The organism is Microbacterium sp. LMI1-1-1.1, from assembly GCF_040815675.1.
Taxonomy (GTDB): Bacteria; Actinomycetota; Actinomycetes; order Actinomycetales; family Microbacteriaceae; genus Microbacterium.
Map to the genome: position 1 here is coordinate 313,359 of NZ_JBFPNN010000001.1, position 17,614 is coordinate 330,972.

Here is a 17,614-nt window from a genome sequence, read left to right on the forward strand (position 1 = left end):
CATCTGCGCCCAGTCACGGCAGGGGGTGTGGCGCCGCGGGGCGACGGCCGTGACTTGTCGCGAATGTACGCGTCGAGGGGTTCCCGGCGTACATCTGCGCCCAGTCACGGCAGGGGGTGTGGCGCCGCGGGGCGACGGCCCTGACTTGTCGCGAATGTACGCGTCGTGGGGTTCCTGGCGTACATCTGCGCCCAGTCACGGCAGGGGGTGAGACCGCGGGGCGGGGTCAGCGCGGGTCCGCGGGCTTCGCCGGCAGCCGCACCTCGAACGTCGTGTCGCCGGGGCTGCTGTCGACGGAGATACGGCCGTGGTGCGCCTCGACGATGGCCCGGGCGATGGACAGGCCCAGGCCCGTCCCGCCCGTCTTCCGGTCGCGGGACCGGTCCGCGCGGGCGAAGCGCTCGAACAGCTGGGCCGCGACCGCCGGGTCGACACCCGGGCCGTCGTCGTGCACCCGCAGCACGGCGTCCGCTCCTTCGCGACGGACCGAGACGGTGACCTCGGTGCCGGCGGGGGTGTGCGTGCGGGCGTTGGCGAGCAGGTTCGCGACCACCTGGTGCAGCCGCGCGGCGTCGCCGGCGAGCTCGACGGGGTCGTCGTCGACGTCCACCGACCACTTGTGGTCGGGTCCCGCCGGTCGGGCGTCGCCCACGGCCTCGAGGGCGAGGCGGGTGAGGTCGACGGTGCCGTAGACGAGCTCCTGCCCCTCGTCGAGGCGCGCGAGCAGCAGCAGGTCCTCCACGAGCGCCGTCATGCGCAGCGACTGCGCCTGGATGCGCTCCAGCGACTGCTCGGTCGTCTCCACGGCGAGGGCGGTGCGCTGGCGGGTCTCGTCGTCCTGGGCCTGCCGCATCGCGCGCAGGGACAGCTCCGAGAAGCCCCGGATGGACGCGAGCGGCGTCCGGAGCTCGTGGCTGGCGTCGGCGACGAACCGGCGCATGAGCTCCTCGTTCCGCTGACGTGCGCTCAAGGAGGCATCCACCCTGTCGAGAAGCGTGTTGAGCGCCGCGCCGACCTGCCCGATCTCGGTGTGCTCGTCGACCTGGTCCGCCGGGACGCGCTCCGTGATCGAGACGTCGCCCTGATCCATGCGCATGGATGCCACCCGGGTCGCGGTCTCCGCCACGGCCCGGAGCGGCCGCAGGCCGAGGCGGATGACCAGCGCGATGATGACGGCCAGCAGCAGCAGACCGCCGGCGGTGACGAGGGCGACGGTGGTGAGGATCGCGCCGATGGTGCCGGCCACCTGGGTGAGCGGCAGTCCGAGCAGGAGGAAGTTGTCGCTGCCGGGAACCGTGAAGACGCGGACCTGGTACTCGCCGAGACCGGGGAGGTCGACGGTGCGGGCGTCGGGGTCGTTGGCGACGATGCTGTCGACGATGGCGCCGAGCTGGTCGGAGGTCAGGCTCTGCACGGCGTCGTCGCTGCGGACCGCCCCGGTCTGACCGCCGAGCGGGGTCTGCATGACCAGCAGCGTGCCCGACGGGAACGGACCGCTCTGCAGCACCTGGTCGGCGGTGCTCGCCGCGGTCGTGCTGCGCTGAGCCAGCTGAGCGGTGTCCGCGACGTCGGTGGAGAGGTTGAGCAGCAGGACGTTGCTGAGGATCGCGCTCGTGGAGATGCCGATCATCACGAGGATGAACGCGACCATGCCGATGACCGCCGTCATCAGCCGCGCCTGCAGCGTCCACGGCCGCCGCGGCGCGCGGGAGGCCGAGCTCACTGCGGGGCTTTGATCATGTAGCCCACGCCGCGGACGGTGTGGATGAGCGGCTCGTGACCGGCGTCGATCTTCTTCCGCAGGTAGGAGATGTACAGCTCGACGACGCTGGAACGGCCGCCGAAGTCGTAGTTCCAGACCCGGTCGAGGATCTGGGCCTTCGACACGACGCGGCGCTGGTTGCGCATGAGGAAGCGCAGCAGCTCGAACTCCGTCGCCGTGAGCTCGATCTCGCGGTCGCCGCGGATGACCTCGTGGCTGTCCTCGTTGAGCGACAGGTCGCCGACGCGCAGGATCGGCTCGGAGTCGCGGGTCGCGGCCGTGCCGGCGCGGCGCATGAGGCCCCGGAGGCGCGCGACGACCTCCTCGAGGCTGAAGGGCTTGGTGACGTAGTCGTCGCCGCCGGCGGTGAGCCCCGCCACGCGGTCCGCCACGGCGTCCTTCGCCGTGAGGAAGAGCACGGGCACGTCGCTGCCCGAGTGGCGCAGACGCTGCAGCACGGCCATGCCGTCGAGGTCGGGCATCATGATGTCGAGCACCATGGCATCCGGGTCGAAGTCTCGTGCGGCCTGCAGGGCGTCGAAGCCCGAGCCGGCGGTGCGGACGTCCCAGCCCTCCATGCGCAGCGCCATCGACAGGAGGTCGGTGAGCATCTGCTCGTCGTCGACGACCAGCACCCGCAGGGCGGAGCCGTCGGGGCGGGTGATGGCGGGGGAGGGGGCGGTCGCGCTCATGCGTTCATTGTGGACGCATACCTATGAGGTTTCTATGGCGAGAGCTATGCGCTGTCTGTGAGGTCCGCGCGGGGCCGTCCCGGGGTGCAGCGCTGAGGTGCCGCAAATGCTCACCGTGACGACGCTGCGCGTCCATCTGCGGCACGTCAGTGCCCCCGGGAGCGGAGGGGCAGGCGGGCGAGGGGCGTGGGGGGAAAGCAGAAGGCGGCGGCGAGCCGAAGTCCGCCGCCGCCGTGTCCGACCGTGAGGTCAGTGCGTGTCTTCCGCCTCGATCTCGGTGCGGTCGCCGGACCAGAGGGTGTGGAACGTGCCCTCCTTGTCGATGCGACGGTAGGTGTGGGCGCCGAAGAAGTCGCGCTGGCCCTGGATGAGGGCGGCGGGCAGGCGCTCGGCGCGCAGACCGTCGTAGTACGCCAGCGAGGAGCTGAAGGCGGGGGCCGGGATGCCGCTGGCCGCCGACAGCGAAACGATGTGGCGCCACGCGTCCTGCGCGCGGCCGAGGGCCTCGACGAAGTACGGGGCGGTGAGCAGCACCGGCAGCTCGGACTGGGCGTCGTACGCCTCGGCGATGCGGTTGAGGAACTGCGCGCGGATGATGCAGCCGCCGCGCCAGATCTTCGACACGGCACCGAGGTCGATGTTCCAGTCGTACTGGGCCGCACCCGCGCGGATCTCGTCGAAGCCCTGCGAGTAGGCGACGATCTTCGAGGCGTAGAGCGCCAGGCGCACCTGCTCGATGAAGGCGTCGGCGTCCTGGCCCGAGAGCTGCTCGGTGCCGGACGGGCCGGGCAGCTCGCGGGAGACCTCGCGCTGCTCGGGGTGGCTGGACAGCGACCGGGCGAAGGTGGCCTCGGCGATGCCCGAGACGGGGACGCCCAGGTCGAGGGCGGTCTGCACCGTCCACGCGCCGGTGCCCTTGGCGCCGGCCTGGTCGAGGATGACGTCGACGAGGGGCTTGCCGGTGTCGGCGTCGGTCTGCCGCAGCACCTCGGCGGTGATCTCGATGAGGTAGGACTCCAGCTCGCCGCGGTTCCACTCGGCGAACACGTCGGCGATCTCGGCCGGGGTCTTGCCCGCGGCGCGGCGGATGAGGTCGTACGCCTCGGCGATGAGCTGCATGTCGGCGTACTCGATGCCGTTGTGCACCATCTTCACGAAGTGGCCGGCGCCGTCGTGGCCGACGTGGGTGACGCACGGCTCGCCCTCGGCGACCGCGGCGATGGACTTTAGGATGGGTCCGAGCGTGGCCCAGGCCTCGTCGGAGCCGCCGGGCATGATCGAGGGGCCGAGCAGCGCGCCCTCCTCGCCGCCGGAGACGCCCATGCCGACGTAGTTGATGCCGGTGTCGCGCACCGCCTTCTCGCGGCGGATGGTGTCGGTGAAGAGGGCGTTGCCGCCGTCGACGATGATGTCGCCCGGCTCGAAGACCTTCACGAGCTCGTCGATGACGAAGTCGGTGGGGCGTCCGGCCTTGACCATGATGATCGCGGTGCGCGGCACGCTGAGCGACGCGGCGAAGTCCTCGTACGAGAACGAGGCGACGAACCCGGCCTCGGGGTGCGCGTCGACGAGGTGCTCGGTCTTGTCGCTGCTGCGGTTGAACACGGCGACGGTGTTGCCCTCGCGGCTGGCGAGGTTGCGGGCGAGGTTCGAGCCCATGACGGCCAGACCCACGACGCCGATGTTGGCCTGTCCGCTGCCGGAGCCCTCGGGCGCCGAGTCGGCCTCGGCGGTGGGGCGCTCCACCTCTTCGGGACCGGGTGCACCCTCGTGCACCTGAGCGGCCTGGTGGGGCGCCTGGTCCTGGTCGGTCGAGGGTCCGGTGGGAGAGGGGGTCGACGTCATTCGTTGCTCCGTGTTCGGGTGCGAGGAAGGGTGGGCGGGGTTCCGGGCGGGCCGCCTCCGCCACTGTATCGGCTCGGCCCGCGGCTGTTTCAGGACGCGTCGGACAGGTGCAGTCGGGCGACGATCTCGTCGACCTGCTCCCGCGGCGTCATGTCGAGGTCGACGCGGATGGCCTGCTCGTCGGCATCCGGGATCTCCAGGGTCTCGAACTGCGATGTCAGCAGCGACGGCGGCATGTAATGACCCTGTCGGCGCAGGAGGCGTTCGAGCACGAGGGCGGGATCGCCCATGAGGAGCACGAACGTCACGTCGTCGCGGCGGAGGACGTCGCGGTAGCTGCGCTTCAGGGCTGAGCACGTGATCACGCCGGGGCGCCCCGCGTCGATCTGCCCGTCGATCCAGGCGGCGACCCGGTCGAGCCAGGGCCAGCGGTCCTCGTCGCTGAGCGCGTGGCCGGCCGCCATCTTGGCCACGTTGGCCGCGGGATGCAGGTCGTCGCCCTCCTGGAACTCCCACCCGAGACGCCCGGCGAGCATCCCGGCGACGGTGGACTTGCCCGTTCCGGCGGGGCCCATGAACACGAGGACGGGAGGGGTGGATGCCATGGACTCTTCCTTCGTCGGGAGCGGCGGTGGGGTGGGGACGGGGCGGGCCGGGGGATGCGGGCGGGTCAGAGGGTGAGGCGGACCTCGCTCAGCACCGCGGCGACGTAGAGGCGCGCGTGCTCCTCGGCGGCGTCGGCGTCGGCGCGGGCGATCGCGGAGGCGGCCGCGATGTGGTTGTCGAGCGCGTCCGGGTTGGGGACGCCGGGGGTCAGACCGTGCCAGGAGCGGCCCTCGATCGCGGCGGCGATAGGGGCGCGGGCCGCCGCGAGCATGAGGTTGCCGCTGGAGAGCAGGATGAGGTCGTGGAAGGCGATGTCGGCCGCCAGGTACTCGGGGGAGTTCCCCCGTCCCTCCGCTCCGAGTCGCGCGAGCTCGTCGGCGAGGCGGAGGATCTCGCCGCGCTGGACGTCGGTCGCACGACGCGCGCTCAGCCGGGCCGCCACGGGCTCGATCGCCGCGCGGAGCTCCGTCGTGTTGACGATGAGCTGGTCGCGTCGACGGCCGGCCAGCTGCCACCCGATCAGGCGGGTGTCCAGCGCTCTCCACTCGTCGGCCGGACGCACGGTGATGCCCACACGACGGCGCTGCGCGAGCATCCCCATGGCCTCGAGGACGCGGACCGCCTCGCGGACGACCGTGCGGGAGACGCCGTACTCGGACTCGAGGGCGGCGAGGGTCAGGACCTGGCCGGCGGAGAGATCGCCGTCGACGATGCGGATGCCGATGGCATCCAGCACGGTGCCGTGCGACGCGCCTGCCATGACCCCTCCTTAGGTCGTTTGATACGACCATATCTTGTCAAAAATATGATCATTGTGTGAGGATTCTGCGGAACCCCCCTCGGCGATCGTGGATCGAGCCGAGTATGCCCGATGCCGCGCATCCCCCTGTTATCGACGGAGATCTCTTGGACGACTGGACTCAAACCCTCGGCACCGCGCCGTTGCTCGCCATCGCGGCGGGCGCGATCGCGCTGATCCTGGTGCTCATCATCTGGCTGAAGGTGCACGCGTTCCTCGCGCTCATCATCGTGTCGCTCGTCACGGCGTTCGTCGCCGGCATCCCCGTGTCGGCCATCGTGTCGACGCTCACCGGAGGATTCGGCGGCACCCTCGGCACGGTGGCCCTGCTCGTGGCCCTCGGCGCGATGCTCGGGCGCCTGATCGAGCACTCGGGAGGGGCGCAGTCGCTCGCCGAGACGTTCGTGCGTATCTTCGGCGAGAAGCGGGCGCCCTTCGCGCTCGGCATCGTCTCGCTGATCCTCGGGTTCCCGATGTTCTTCGACGCCGGGCTCGTCATGATGCTGCCGATCATCTTCGCCATCGCGCGCCGGGTGTCGGGGAACAACGTGCTGCTGTTCGGTCTGCCCGCCGCCGCCGCGTTCTCGGTCATGCACGTCTTCCTGCCGCCGCACCCCGGTCCCGTCAGCGCCACCGAGCTCTACGGCGCGAACCTCGGTCTCGTGCTGCTGGTCGGCCTGATCATCGCCTTCCCGATCTGGTACCTGTCCGGTTACCTCTGGGGCAAGTTCGTCGCGCGCCGCATCATCCTGCCCGTGCCGGCCCTCTTCGGCGACGTCGACGCCGACCAGCCCCACAACCCGCCGAAGCCGATCACCGTCATCGCGGTCCTCCTCCTGCCGATGCTGCTGATCTTCCTCAACACCGGTCTCACCACCCTCGGCTCGGCGGGGGTCGTCGACACCGAGAACACCGTCATCCAGGTGCTCGTCCTGCTCGGCAACTCGCCCGTCGCCCTCCTCATCACGGTGCTGGTCGCCACCGTCGTGTTCGGCTTCCGCCGCGGCGAGAACGGGACGGCCCTGGAGAAGGTCGTGGACTCCGCGCTCGGCCCCGTGTGCTCGGTCATCCTCATCACCGGCGCCGGCGGCATGTTCGGCGCGGTGCTCCGCGCCTCCGGCATCGGCGACGCGCTCGCCGACAGCCTGAGCGACCTCGGTCTCCCGGTCATCGTGGCGGCCTACATCATCGCGGTGATCCTGCGCCTGGCGCAGGGCTCGGCCACGGTGGCCCTCGTCACCGCCGCGGGTCTGGCGGCCCCGGCCGTCATGGCGGGCGACTTCTCGCCCCTCCAGGTCGTCGCGATCACCATCGCCACCGCTGCCGGCTCGGTCTTCGCCGGCCACGTCAACGACTCCGGCTTCTGGCTCGTCGGCCGCCTCATGGGCATGGACGTCAAGACGACGCTGAAGACGTGGACCGTCCAGCAGGCCATCGAGTCCGTGCTGGGCTTCGCCGCCGCGCTGCTCGTCTTCGCGATCGGAGCGGTCCTGTGACCGGCTCGAACGCCGACCTGTTCGACGTCACCGACCGCCTGGCCCTCGTCACCGGGTCGTCCCGCGGTCTGGGCCGTGCGCTCGCGCTCACCCTGGCCCGCGGGGGCGCCCGCCTCATCGTGCACGGCCGCGACGCGGCCGCGGTCGAGCGGACCCGTGCCGAGGCCGAGGAGCTCTCGGGGCGCCCGGCGCAGGCGGTGACCTTCGACGTGACCGACGCCGCGGCCGTCGAGAGCGCCGTCGGCACGCTGCTCGCCGAGGTCGGCACCCCCGACATCCTCGTCAACAACGCCGGCGTCCAGCGCCGTGCGCCCATCCACGAGTTCGCCGTCAGCGACTGGGACGACATCGTCGCGGCGAACCTGTCCGGCGTGTTCTACGTCTCGCGGTTCGTCACGCCCGCGATGGTCGCCCGCGGCTCGGGCAAGGTCGTCAACGTCGCCTCGGTGCAGTCGCGCCTCGCGCGCCAGACGATCGCGCCGTACTCGGCGACGAAGGGCGGCGTCGCCCAGCTGACCGCCGGGATGGCCGCGGACCTCGCTCGCCACGGCATCCAGGTCAACGCCCTCAGCCCCGGGTACTTCGCGACGGAGATGAACCGCGCCCTCGTAGACGATCCCGAGTTCACGCGCTGGCTCGAGCAGCGCACGCCCGCCGCCCGGTGGGGCGATTTCGACGAGCTCCGCGGGGCGCTGCTCTTCCTCGCCTCGGACGCGTCGAGCTTCGTCTCGGGCCAGAACATCTTCGTCGACGGCGGGATGACGGCGGTCGTCTGACCGCGGAGAGGAACCATGATGCAGTCACTGGTGATCGAGAAGGCGCTCACCGCCGCCGTCCGCGAGGTCGACGTCCCCGAACCGGGAAAGGGGCAGGTGCGTCTGCGCGTGGAGTACGTCGGCATCTGCGGATCCGACCTGCACTACTACTTCGAGGGCGCCAACGGCGCGTTCGTCGTGCGGGAGCCGCTCGTCCCCGGGCACGAGCTGTCCGGGCGGGTCGACCTCGACCCCTCCGGCGCCCTGGCCGCGGGCACCCCGGTGACGGTGCACCCCGCGCGCTTCGGCACGCCCCGCGAGGGCATCGAAGACGCCCCCCACCTCTGGCCCGGCGGCTCCTACCTCGGCAGCGCCTCGACCTGGCCGCACACCCAGGGCGCGGCATCCGAGTACCTGATCGTCGAGGCGGACATGGTGCGGGTCCTCCCCGCGGACCTCCCCGTGCGCCGCGCCGTCCTGGCGGAGCCGCTGGCCGTCGCGCTGCACGCGCTCGGCAAGGCCGGCGACGTCGCGGGGCGGGACGTCCTGGTCACCGGGTCCGGGCCCATCGGTCTCATGGCGGTGGCGGCCGCCGTCGCCGCCGGCGCCCGCGTCACCGCGACCGACGTCCTCGCGGGGCCCCTCGAACGGGCCACCGCCCTCGGAGCGGCGGCGACGATCGACGTCTCCACCGACGCGGTCGAACCGAACGCGTACGCCGTCGTCCTCGAATGCTCGGGCGTGCCCGTGTCGATCTCGACCGCCTTGAAGGCCGTGCGGCCCGGCGGCACCGTCGTCCAGGTCGGCATGCTGCCCGACGACCCGCGCCCGGTGAACCTCGCGCCCTTCATCTCGAAGGAGGTGCGCTACCTCGGCGCCTTCCGCTTCCACCAGGAGATCGACCGCGCGGTGCAGCTCCTCGCGGAGACCCCCGGCATCGAGGCGGCCCTCACGCACGAGTTCCCGGTGACGGATGCCGAGGAGGCCTTCGCCACCGCCCGCGACTCGCAGCGCTCGGGCAAGGTCGTCTTCGCCCTCTGACGCAGAACGCCCCGGTCCTCGCCGTGCGAGCACCGGGGCGTTCCGCGCATTCAGTCCGCGCTGCGCTCGGCGGTGAAGCGCCGGGTCACGGCGATGTCGCGCTCGCCGAGGTCCCGTTCGACGATCTCGTCGAAGGCGGCACGGAGCGCAGGCAGCAGCGCGGGCCGCGTGTCCGTCGCCGCGGCGATGTCGGCGGCGAAGCGCAGGTCCTTCACCATGTAGCTCGCGATCCCGCTCGGGGAGTCGTCGCCCGCGACGAGCTTGTCGCGCCGGCTCTCCAGCAGGTTCGAGCCCGCATAGCCGCCGGCCAGCAGCTCCCAGAGCGCGGCGGGATCGACGTCGGAGCGTGCGGCGAGCTCGGTCGCCTCGCCCAGGGCCAGGATCGTCGCGGCGACCACCATCTGATTGCACGCCTTCGCCACCGCGCCCGCGCCGAGGGGCCCGAGGCGCACGGGGCGGCCGCAGGGGGCCAGCAGCGCGGCCGCCCGCTCGGTGTCCGCGGGCTCGCCCCCGAGCATGATCGACAGGGTGCCCGCTCTCGCGCCGTCCTCCCCGCCCGAGACGGGGCAGTCGACGACCCGGATGCCGTCGGGCAGGCGCCCCGCGAGATCGCGCACGCCGACGGGGGAGACGGTGGAGCCGATCATCAGGAGGAAGTCGCGGCCGTCGATGCCGGCGAGGAGACCGTCGGGACCGTCGAGATGCTCCTCGAGCTGGGGGAGATCGGGCAGCATCACGAGGACGGCGTCGGTGCCCGCGGCCAGCTCACGAGCGGTCGGCGCCCACAGTGCTCCCGCCTCGCTGAGGGCGGGGCGCTCGCGCCGGGCGTGGACCGTCAGGGAACCGCGCGAAGTGAGCAGATGCCGCGCCATCGGCTCGCCCATGGCGCCGAGGCCCCAGACGCCGAGACGGATGCTGTCCGCGGGGGAGGAGGGGCCGGTCTCTTCATCGAGCGGGGTCATGGCCCGATCCTATCGGCTGGACAACAGGTTGAACAGGGTTCACTATGGTGAACGGTATTCGAGACAGTCCGCGAGTGGTCGGCGATCCCACGGCGGAGGGAAGAGACGACAATGTCGACGACGAAGAGCCTACGCGCGGTGGTCGCGGTCCCCTTGAGCGAGGAGCACTGCCGCCTCATCGAACGGCTGGAGCCGCGGGTCGAGGTCGTCCGCGATGCGGCTCTCCTGCCCCCCATGCGCGGCCCCGCCGACTGGTCGGGCGATCCCGCGCACGTGCGCACCGCGGAGGAGCAGGGCGCCTTCGACGCCCTGATCGACTCGGCCGAGGCGCTCTTCGGCATCCCCGACGTCGATCCCGCCGCCCTCGCGCGCACGGTCGCCGCGAACCCCCGTCTGCGCTGGGTCATGACGACGGCCGCGGGGGGAGGCGGGCAGGTCAAGGCCGCGGGCCTCGATCGCGCGGCTCTGGACCGGGTGGTCTTCACCACCAGCGCCGGTGTGCACGGCGGACCGCTCGCCGAGTTCGCGGTCTTCGGGGTGTTCGCCGGGGCGAAGGACCTCCCGCGGCTCGCGCGTCAGCAGGCCGAGAAGAGCTGGACCGACCGCTGGGAGATGCGCCAGGTCGACGAGATGACCGTGCTGATCGTCGGGCTCGGCGGCATCGGCGTCGAGTGCGCGCGTCGCTTCCACGCCCTCGGGGCCCGCGTCTGGGGGACCACGCGCTCCGGCGCTCCCGTCGAGGGCGTCGACCGGCTCATCCCCCTCGACGACCTCGTCGCGGCGGTGGCCGAGGTGGACGCCGTCGTCGTCACCCTGCCGGGGACCGATCAGACGCACCACCTGATCAGCGCCGAGGTGCTCGCCGCCGTCAAGCCGGGCCTGATCGTGGCAAGTGTCGGGCGGGGGACGGTCCTCGACGAGGAGGCCCTCCTCGGCGCCCTCGACGACGGGCGCGTGTCCTTCGCCGCCCTGGACGTGTTCGAGGTCGAGCCGCTCCCGGCGGAGTCGCCGCTCTGGCGGCATCCGAACGTCCTCGTCAGCCCGCACACGGCCGCGCTCAGCAGCAAGGAGGAGGAGCGCATCGCGCGCCGCTTCGCCGAGAACGCCACGCGCCTCCTCGACGGCGAGCCGATGCGGGCCGTTGTCGATACGGTCGAGTTCTACTGACTCGGCCGCTGCGGCGGCGTCGACGGAACGGGAGGTCGCGGTGAGCGACGACGACGACAGCGCGGTCGCGCGCGATCCGGCTCCGGCGGTGGGCCGCGGCATCCGTCTTCTGGGTCTGCTCGCCGAGGCGGGACGGGCGCTGACGCTCACCGAGCTCGCGGCGGGCCTCGGCCTGGCGAAGTCGTCGACGGCGAACCTGTGCCTCTCGCTCGAGGCGGGCCGCATGATCGAGCGGGTTCCGCTCGGCTACCGCCTCGGCATCCGCACCGCCGAGCTCGGGGGTGCGTTCGCGGCGCAGTTCAACCAGGTCCGCGAGTTCTACGCCGTGTGCGAGACGTCCCCCGTCCTGGCGACCGAGCTCGTGCAGGTCGCGGTGCTCGACGACGCCGACGCGCTCTACCTCGCGCGGTACGAGGGGTCGCGGTCGGTGCGGCTGGGGACGCCCCTCGGGTCCCGCCTGCCCGCGGCGCTGTCGGCCACGGGACGCGCCCTGCTCATGACCCGGGACGACGACGACGTGCGGGCGCTGCTCGGTGGGGGCCGTCCGCTGCCGCAGCTCACCGAGCACAGCACGGTCGACGTCGACGCGGTCATCGCCAAGCTGCACGCCGCGCGGGAGCGCGGCTGGTCCGTCGACGAGGAGGAGTCGTTCCGCGGCATCGTCGGGGTGGCCGTTCCCCTCGAAGGCTGGGCGCCCGGCGATCCGCAGCTCGCGCTGGGGGTCGGCATCCCGGTCGCGGATGCCACCCGCGAGCGCATCGCGCGGGTCGGCGCCGCGCTGCGCGAGGCGGCCCGGGCCCTCACGAACCCGTTCAGCGCGGCCCGCGGGGCCTGAGCGCCGTCCCTCCGGTCATCCGTGGGCGGCGCGCAGGTGCCCGTCGACCGGCCCGACGGCCGTCGATATGCCCTCCGACCGAACGCCCGGCGTCCCGTCCGGTCGCTGACCCGCCCGGCGTTCGGCGTGCGCGGCGCGGAGACCGCGGCCAGATTCTGTTCAACATATTGAACCGTGTCCATTGGGTTGGTACAGTCACCTCGTCGCAAGACCCCAGCCGATCGAAGGAGATGGCCGTGACCACCGCATCCACACCGACGCCGCAGCCGACGGATGACCCCGAATACGCGGCCAACCTGCGCCGCGCGACCCTCGCCTCGAGCATCGGCAGCGCCCTGGAGTACTTCGACTTCGCGTTGTACGGGCTGTCCACGGCGCTGATCTTCAACGTCCTCTTCTTCCCGCAGGACGACCCCGCCCTCGCCACGGTGGCCGCCTTCGCGACCTACGGCGTCGGCTTCCTGGCCCGGCCGTTCGGCGGTCTGTTCTTCGGCGTCCTCGGCGACAAGCTCGGACGCAAGTGGGTGCTCGTCATCACGATCCTGCTCATGGGCGGCGCGTCCACGGCGATCGGGCTGCTGCCGACGTACTCGGCCATCGGGGTCGCGGCGCCCATCCTCCTCGTCATCATGCGCCTGCTGCAGGGCTTCGGCGCCGGCGCCGAGCAGGCCGGCGCGACCGTGCTCATGGCCGAGTACGCCCCCGTGAAGCGTCGCGGTTTCTTCGCCGCTCTGCCCTTCATCGGCATCCAGGCCGGCACCCTTCTGGCCGCGGTCGTCTTCGCCCTCATCTCGCTGCTGCCCGAGGACCAGCTGCTCACGTGGGGCTGGCGCGTCCCGTTCCTGGCGTCGTTCCTGCTCATCCTCATCGCCTTGTTCATCCGCGTGCGCCTGCGCGAGACGCCGACTTTCATCGAGCTCGAGAAGAGCGAGCAGATCGCCGAACGTCCGGTCCGCGACATCTTCACGCGCGGTCTGCCGGGCGTCATCGTCGGCATCGGCCTGCGCATGGCCGAGAACGGCGGGTCGTACATGTTCAACACGCTCGCGCTGACGTTCTTCGTCGCCTCGGTCGGCGGTCAGGCCGACCGCAGCCTGCTCACCTGGGGCGTCACCCTCGGCTCCCTCATCGGCATCTTCTCGGTGCCGCTGACCGGCGCGCTGTCGGACCGGATGGGCCGTCGGACGGTCTACCGCGCCGGCGCGGTGTTCATGCTGGTCTTCACCTTCCCCGCGTGGTGGCTCATCTCGCTCGGCAGCTACCCGGTCACGATCGCCGTCGTCGCCGTCGGGATCGGCGTGGCCGTCAACTCCATGCTCGGCCCGCAGTGCGCGATGCTGCCCGAGCTGTTCGGCAACCGCCACCGCTACCTCGGCGTCGCGATGGCGCGCGAGATCTCCGCGGTGCTCGCGGGCGGACTGGCCGGTGTCCTCGGCGCGTACATCATCGCCGTGAGCGGGGCGAACTGGCTGCTGCTGGCGATCTACATGGCCACGCTCGCCCTCATCACGACCGCGTCGACCTTCCTCGTCCCCGAGACCCTCCGGCGCGACCTCACGCGCACCGACGATGCGATCAAGGTGTCGCGCGAGGAGGCCGGCGACGGCGTGGACGCCACCACCGTGACCGTTCGGACGATCCGGTGAGCGCGCCGGCTCCGGAGCGATCGGCGGCGGTCCCGTGCTGATCGGGCGGGTGGACACGGATGCCGGGACCCTGACGGTCCGTCTCGACAACGGCGGCGGGTTCGTGCCGATCGAGGATCCGTACGCGGCGTTCGCGGCCGGACGCGCGGCCCAGGACGTCGGAGACGCGGTGCAGGGGACGCTCGTCGCTCCGGCGATGCCGACCGTGATCGTGGGGATCGCGCAGAACGGCCCGGCCCACGCGTCGCCCGTGCAGGCCTGGCTGAAGGCTCCGCGGACGGTGATCGGCCCCTCGGCGCACGTCGCTCTCCGACGGGATGCCGGGACGACGGTGGCCGAGGCGGAGGTCGCGGTCGTGATCGGTCGGGACACGACCGGCCTGACCGCCGAGAACGCCCACGAGTACGTGCTCGGCCTCACCGCGGTGAACGACCTGTCCAGCCCCGACCGGACGGCGTCGGACCCCCGCAACTTCGAGTCGAAGGCGGGTATCGGCTACACCCCGCTCGGTCCCGTGATCGACACCGCGGTCTCGATCGACGACGACCTGGCGATGGCCCTCGTCGTGGACGGGGTGCGCGTGGCCGAGACGTCGGCGGGGCGGTTGCCGAGCGGCATCCGGGGAGCCCTGGCCTACGTGGCGCGGTGGCTCCCGCTCGGTCCGGGGGACGTGGTGATGACGGGTGCACCGTTCTCGGCGGCCCCGATCGCGCCGGGCGCCGTGGTCGAGGTCGTCGTCGGAGGGATGACGCTGCGCACGCTCACGTCCTGACCCCCGCCGGGGACTCCCGAGCCGTGACTTGTCGCAGATGTACGCGAAAGCGGTGCTGGGGCGTGCATTCGCGCCGAGTCAGCGCGGGGCACCTCAGCCGTGACTTGTCGCAGATGTACGCGAAAGCGGGGCCACGGCGTGCATTCGCGCCGAGTCAGCGCGGGGGAGTGGGGTCGGGCGTCAGTGCTTCTTGTACGCGGCCGTGCGGCCGAGGGAGACGAGGGCGCCGATCAGGCCGATGCCGCCGAGGGTCGCGATCGCGCCGACGACAACGATCATGACGTGGGAGAAGAAGCCGCTGTCCATGGAGGTCCTCCGGTAGGGAATGCCCGTCGATCCTACCGGGGTCGCGCGCCGCGGCCGCGCCGGAGCGGGCGGAGCGGGGTCGGGTCGAAGTCCGCCCCCGGTCGCTGGTAGACTCGGGGCGAACTTCGGCGAGGGACTCCTCGTCGCGCGCCCCGGGCGGGGTGCCGACGGTGTCCGTGATCGACGCGGTGATGCAGGCTCCCGGCTTTCCTCACGCGCTCGCGTTCGAGTCGAATCCAGACCACATACGTGCGGGCCTCGCCCGTCCACCAAGCTGCGGGCCGCGCGCCCGCGAGGAGAACATCATGTCGGAAGACAACAAGGTCGTCGCCGAGGTCCGCGAGAACTTCGGCAAGGGCTTCGCCCGCCGTCTGCGCGCCGCGGGCAAGATCCCCGCCGTCATCTACGGTCACGGCACCGACCCGCAGCACGTCGCGCTGCCGGGCCACCAGGTCGCGCTGCTCATCCGCCGCGCCAACGCGCTGCTCGACCTCGACATCGCCGGCAAGAGCCAGCTCGTCCTGGTCAAGGACGTGCAGAAGGACCCGGTGCACCAGATCATCGAGCACATCGACCTGCTCGTCGTCCGCCAGGGCGAGAAGGTCGCCGTCGACGTCCCCGTCGTCGTCACGGGCGAGCCCTTCGCCGGCACGATCGCCACGCTCGAGAACACGACCGTCGCGCTCGAGGTCGAGGCCACCCACATCCCGCAGAACATCGAGGTGTCGGTCGAGGGTGCCGAGGACGGCACGCAGATCACCGCCGGCCAGCTCGACCTGCCCCGCGGCGCCGTCCTGACCGGCGACGCCGAGCAGCTCATCGTCGCCGTCTCGATCCCGCTCGCGACCATCGCCGCGGACGAGGAGATCGCCGAGGCCGACGCCGAGGTCGCCGAGGAGCAGTCCGAAGAGGCCGAGTCCGCCGCCGAGGGCGACGACGAGAACTGACGTCGTCCGGCCGCGCGAGCGGTCGACCGCGTCGAGGGGGTGCCTACGGGCGCCCCCTTTCCGTTTCCGCCGGTCGGCGGTCCCGCGGAGGATCGAGGAGGATGGATGCCATGGCACAGACGTGGTTGATCGTGGGTCTGGGCAACCCGGGCCCGCGATACGAGGCGACGAGGCACAACGTCGGGCAGATGGTGATGGACGAGCTCGCCGCGCGCCGCAGCGAGACGTTCCGCGCGCACAAGGCGAACGCCCGCGTCGTCGAGACGTGGCTACGGCCCGGCGCGGACAAGATGGTCCTCGCCAAGCCGAACAGCTTCATGAACGTCTCCGGCGGACCGGTCGCCGGCCTGGCGAAGTTCTACGGGGTCGACCCGGAGCGCGTGATCGTCGTCCACGACGAGCTGGACATCCCGTTCGACACGATCAAGCTGAAGACCGGCGGCGGTCACGGCGGCCACAACGGGGTCCGTGATGTGGCGAAGGCGCTCGGCACCCCCGAGTTCCCCCGCGTCCGTGTCGGCATCGGTCGTCCCGCGGGCCGTCAGGACCCGGCCGACTGGGTCCTGGACCCGTTCGGCGCGACCGAGCGTCCGAACCTGCCCATCCTCGTCTCGGATGCCGCGGACGCGGTCGAGCAGGTGGTGTCCGAGGGTCTGCTGGCCGCTCAGCAGCGTTTCCACGCGCCGCGCGCCTGACGACGCGCCTCCCGCACGACACGAGGACGCCCCCGACCGATCGGCCGGGGGCGTCCTCGTGTCGTGCGTCCGTCACATGGTCCCGAGGTACGGCCCGGCGCCGACGGCCACGCCGATCGACGTGAAGGTCAGCACCGCGCCGATGCCGAGCACGGCCACGATGATCGCGGCGATGCCCCAGCCGCGACCGCGGTTCTTGACGGCGGCGATGATGCCCTGGATGAGGCCCCACAGCGCCAGCGCGCCCCACACGAGGAAAGCGACGAGGGTGAGGATGCCGCCGACGACGGCGGCGTTCTGACCCTCGGGCGGGATCGTGTTCGGGTCCACCTGGGTCGTACCCGTGATGTCGACGTACTGGGCCAGCGACCCGCTCTGCATCCCGCCGACGAAGCCGAGGATCGAGCCGATCACGGCGCCCGCGAGAGCGGCCAGGAAGGCGATCAGGCCGAGGCCGCGCCCGCCTTTGGTGCGTGCCGGCTGCGCGTAGTCGTTGACGGGCGGGGCGTACTGCGGGGCGCCGGAGCGCGCGTCGTAGGGCTCGGGGGCGGGTGGGGGAGTGCTCATGGCGGTCCTCCTTCGTCTCGGCGGCGCACGCGCGCCAGGTGAGGAGAGTCTAGGGACGCGGGTCGCCGTGGATCCGGGGGTGGACGAGGGCCCGCGCGGAGCGGTAGCGCCCGGTCGATGCCGCCGGTCAGATCGGACTGCCCCCGCCGGCGGAGACGGTCGCGGCGCCCGCGAACAGCGCCAGCGCCACGCACACGGAGAAGACGAGCGGGCCGAGGACGGAGAGCACGATGGCCGTGATCCCGGCGCCGCGTCCCAGCCCGCGGGCGGTCGCGACGATGCCCACCACGAGGGCTGCGACCCCCAGCACCGTCGCCGCCCAGAACGACGCCTCGGCGACCAGCACGAGATCGCGGACGGGGGAGAGGACGCGCCAGTCGACGCTCGTCCCGCCGCGGGCGAGGAACTCGCCCCCCGCCCCGCGCGCCACCCGGAACGAGGCGAGACCGGCGACCGCGGGAGCGAGGACGCCCGCCACGATGGCCAGCACCAGCGCGATGCGGCCGAGCGGCCGGCGGCGCCGCCGCGTCTCCGGCGGTCCGACGAGCGTGCCGGTCGGCGGCGGCACGTGCGGGGCGGCGAACGAGACGCCGTCGGACGGGCCGGGCGCGTGCGGTGCGGACATGCGGTTCAGCCTACGAGAGCCCCGCGCGTCCCCGACAGCGGCGAGGCCCGGCCGCGCGATCCCCGGCGCACGCAGCCGACGGAACGCTGCCCGTCC

The 17,614-nt window shown here is 72.2% G+C and carries 18 protein-coding genes; 9 read left to right on the forward strand and 9 right to left on the reverse strand.

The genetic code is table 11. From position 1 onward, the window contains the following. Nucleotides 1-226: 226 nt before the first annotated feature. The 5 genes from MRBLMI1_RS01440 to MRBLMI1_RS01460 all read right to left on the reverse strand — a co-directional run bounded on the left by MRBLMI1_RS01440 (nt 227) and on the right by MRBLMI1_RS01460 (nt 5,665). Nucleotides 227-1,669 (reverse strand): sensor histidine kinase, encoded by a 1,443-nt coding sequence (locus MRBLMI1_RS01440; RefSeq protein WP_387053810.1) that lies wholly within the window; start codon nt 1,667-1,669, stop codon nt 227-229. A 50-nt stretch (nt 1,670-1,719) separates the two neighbouring features. Beyond that, complete coding sequence (locus tag MRBLMI1_RS01445; protein WP_367726366.1) at nt 1,720-2,454, reverse strand: response regulator transcription factor; 735 nt, start codon at nt 2,452-2,454, stop codon at nt 1,720-1,722. A 249-nt stretch (nt 2,455-2,703) separates the two neighbouring features. Continuing rightward, on the reverse strand, nt 2,704-4,299 hold the full coding sequence (gene gndA / locus MRBLMI1_RS01450; protein WP_367726367.1) for an NADP-dependent phosphogluconate dehydrogenase: 1,596 nt from the start codon (nt 4,297-4,299) through the stop codon (nt 2,704-2,706). An 89-nt stretch (nt 4,300-4,388) separates the two neighbouring features. Next, a complete protein-coding gene (locus MRBLMI1_RS01455) occupies nt 4,389-4,904 on the reverse strand; it encodes a gluconokinase (RefSeq protein WP_367726368.1) in 516 nt (171 codons plus the stop codon). Nucleotides 4,905-4,969: 65 nt separating this feature from the next. Further along, on the reverse strand, nt 4,970-5,665 hold the full coding sequence (locus MRBLMI1_RS01460; RefSeq protein WP_367726369.1) for a FadR/GntR family transcriptional regulator: 696 nt from the start codon (nt 5,663-5,665) through the stop codon (nt 4,970-4,972). Between the two features lie 146 nt (nt 5,666-5,811). Between MRBLMI1_RS01460 and MRBLMI1_RS01465 the strand changes: the two genes are divergently transcribed. From MRBLMI1_RS01465 to MRBLMI1_RS01475, 3 genes are read left to right on the forward strand one after another with little or no spacing between them, the layout of a single operon-like run. After that, nucleotides 5,812-7,200 (forward strand): GntP family permease, encoded by a 1,389-nt coding sequence (locus tag MRBLMI1_RS01465; protein WP_367726370.1) that lies wholly within the window; start codon nt 5,812-5,814, stop codon nt 7,198-7,200. Next, a complete protein-coding gene (locus tag MRBLMI1_RS01470) occupies nt 7,197-7,976 on the forward strand; it encodes an SDR family oxidoreductase (RefSeq protein WP_367726372.1) in 780 nt (259 codons plus the stop codon). Before MRBLMI1_RS01465 ends, MRBLMI1_RS01470 begins: the two co-directional genes overlap by 4 nt. Before the next feature lie 18 nt (nt 7,977-7,994). Next, nucleotides 7,995-8,996 carry a zinc-binding dehydrogenase gene (locus MRBLMI1_RS01475; RefSeq protein ID WP_367727532.1) on the forward strand — a complete coding sequence of 334 codons (1,002 nt, stop codon included), beginning with the start codon at nt 7,995-7,997 and terminating at the stop codon, nt 8,994-8,996. A 50-nt stretch (nt 8,997-9,046) separates the two neighbouring features. Here MRBLMI1_RS01475 and MRBLMI1_RS01480 read toward each other — a convergent pair whose 3' ends face one another. After that, entirely contained in the window at nt 9,047-9,958 is a 912-nt protein-coding gene (locus tag MRBLMI1_RS01480; RefSeq protein WP_367726373.1) for an NAD(P)-dependent oxidoreductase, read from the reverse strand. A 111-nt stretch (nt 9,959-10,069) separates the two neighbouring features. Here MRBLMI1_RS01480 and MRBLMI1_RS01485 point away from each other — a divergent pair, with 111 nt between their 5' ends. From MRBLMI1_RS01485 to MRBLMI1_RS01500, 4 genes are all read left to right on the forward strand, one after another. After that, nucleotides 10,070-11,125 carry a D-2-hydroxyacid dehydrogenase gene (locus MRBLMI1_RS01485; protein ID WP_367726374.1) on the forward strand — a complete coding sequence of 352 codons (1,056 nt, stop codon included), beginning with the start codon at nt 10,070-10,072 and terminating at the stop codon, nt 11,123-11,125. Nucleotides 11,126-11,165: 40 nt separating this feature from the next. After that, on the forward strand, nt 11,166-11,960 hold the full coding sequence (locus MRBLMI1_RS01490) for an IclR family transcriptional regulator (protein ID WP_367726375.1): 795 nt from the start codon (nt 11,166-11,168) through the stop codon (nt 11,958-11,960). A 230-nt stretch (nt 11,961-12,190) separates the two neighbouring features. Next, nucleotides 12,191-13,606, forward strand: a complete 1,416-nt coding sequence (locus tag MRBLMI1_RS01495; protein ID WP_367726376.1) for an MFS transporter — start codon at nt 12,191-12,193, stop codon at nt 13,604-13,606. A gap of 34 nt (nt 13,607-13,640) precedes the next feature. Then, nucleotides 13,641-14,378: a fumarylacetoacetate hydrolase family protein gene (locus MRBLMI1_RS01500; RefSeq protein ID WP_367726377.1), complete on the forward strand. Its 738-nt coding sequence runs from the start codon at nt 13,641-13,643 to the stop codon at nt 14,376-14,378. Between the two features lie 180 nt (nt 14,379-14,558). Here MRBLMI1_RS01500 and MRBLMI1_RS01505 read toward each other — a convergent pair whose 3' ends face one another. Then, nucleotides 14,559-14,684 (reverse strand): hypothetical protein, encoded by a 126-nt coding sequence (locus MRBLMI1_RS01505; RefSeq protein ID WP_367726378.1) that lies wholly within the window; start codon nt 14,682-14,684, stop codon nt 14,559-14,561. Nucleotides 14,685-14,989: 305 nt separating this feature from the next. On the opposite strand from MRBLMI1_RS01505, the gene MRBLMI1_RS01510 reads away from it, so the two are divergent. Both MRBLMI1_RS01510 and pth read left to right on the forward strand, forming a co-directional pair. Continuing rightward, nucleotides 14,990-15,631 carry a 50S ribosomal protein L25/general stress protein Ctc gene (locus MRBLMI1_RS01510; RefSeq protein ID WP_367726380.1) on the forward strand — a complete coding sequence of 214 codons (642 nt, stop codon included), beginning with the start codon at nt 14,990-14,992 and terminating at the stop codon, nt 15,629-15,631. A 110-nt stretch (nt 15,632-15,741) separates the two neighbouring features. Beyond that, nucleotides 15,742-16,326, forward strand: coding sequence for an aminoacyl-tRNA hydrolase (gene pth, locus MRBLMI1_RS01515; RefSeq protein ID WP_367726381.1), 585 nt, complete (start codon nt 15,742-15,744; stop codon nt 16,324-16,326). 72 nt (nt 16,327-16,398) lie between these two features. Here pth and MRBLMI1_RS01520 read toward each other — a convergent pair whose 3' ends face one another. After that, nucleotides 16,399-16,893 (reverse strand): hypothetical protein, encoded by a 495-nt coding sequence (locus MRBLMI1_RS01520; protein ID WP_367726382.1) that lies wholly within the window; start codon nt 16,891-16,893, stop codon nt 16,399-16,401. A 127-nt stretch (nt 16,894-17,020) separates the two neighbouring features. Then, entirely contained in the window at nt 17,021-17,518 is a 498-nt protein-coding gene (locus tag MRBLMI1_RS01525) for a hypothetical protein (protein WP_367726383.1), read from the reverse strand. Nucleotides 17,519-17,614: the final 96 nt, after the last annotated feature.

Bases quoted from the DNA above. Each gene is read 5' to 3' on its own strand.
- MRBLMI1_RS01440 (WP_387053810.1), bottom strand. From the start codon at position 1,669: ATGACGGCGGTCATCGGCATGGTCGCGTTCATCCTCGTGATGATCGGC.
- MRBLMI1_RS01445 (WP_367726366.1), bottom strand. From the start codon at position 2,454: ATGAGCGCGACCGCCCCCTCCCCCGCCATCACCCGCCCCGACGGCTCC.
- gndA (WP_367726367.1), bottom strand. From the start codon at position 4,299: ATGACGTCGACCCCCTCTCCCACCGGACCCTCGACCGACCAGGACCAG.
- MRBLMI1_RS01455 (WP_367726368.1), bottom strand. From the start codon at position 4,904: ATGGCATCCACCCCTCCCGTCCTCGTGTTCATGGGCCCCGCCGGAACG.
- MRBLMI1_RS01460 (WP_367726369.1), bottom strand. From the start codon at position 5,665: ATGGCAGGCGCGTCGCACGGCACCGTGCTGGATGCCATCGGCATCCGC.
- MRBLMI1_RS01475 (WP_367727532.1), top strand. From the start codon at position 7,995: ATGCAGTCACTGGTGATCGAGAAGGCGCTCACCGCCGCCGTCCGCGAG.
- MRBLMI1_RS01480 (WP_367726373.1), bottom strand. From the start codon at position 9,958: ATGACCCCGCTCGATGAAGAGACCGGCCCCTCCTCCCCCGCGGACAGC.
- MRBLMI1_RS01485 (WP_367726374.1), top strand. From the start codon at position 10,070: ATGTCGACGACGAAGAGCCTACGCGCGGTGGTCGCGGTCCCCTTGAGC.
- MRBLMI1_RS01495 (WP_367726376.1), top strand. From the start codon at position 12,191: ATGGCCGTGACCACCGCATCCACACCGACGCCGCAGCCGACGGATGAC.
- MRBLMI1_RS01505 (WP_367726378.1), bottom strand. From the start codon at position 14,684: ATGGACAGCGGCTTCTTCTCCCACGTCATGATCGTTGTCGTCGGCGCG.
- MRBLMI1_RS01510 (WP_367726380.1), top strand. From the start codon at position 14,990: ATGTCGGAAGACAACAAGGTCGTCGCCGAGGTCCGCGAGAACTTCGGC.
- pth (WP_367726381.1), top strand. From the start codon at position 15,742: ATGGCACAGACGTGGTTGATCGTGGGTCTGGGCAACCCGGGCCCGCGA.
- MRBLMI1_RS01520 (WP_367726382.1), bottom strand. From the start codon at position 16,893: ATGAGCACTCCCCCACCCGCCCCCGAGCCCTACGACGCGCGCTCCGGC.
- MRBLMI1_RS01525 (WP_367726383.1), bottom strand. From the start codon at position 17,518: ATGTCCGCACCGCACGCGCCCGGCCCGTCCGACGGCGTCTCGTTCGCC.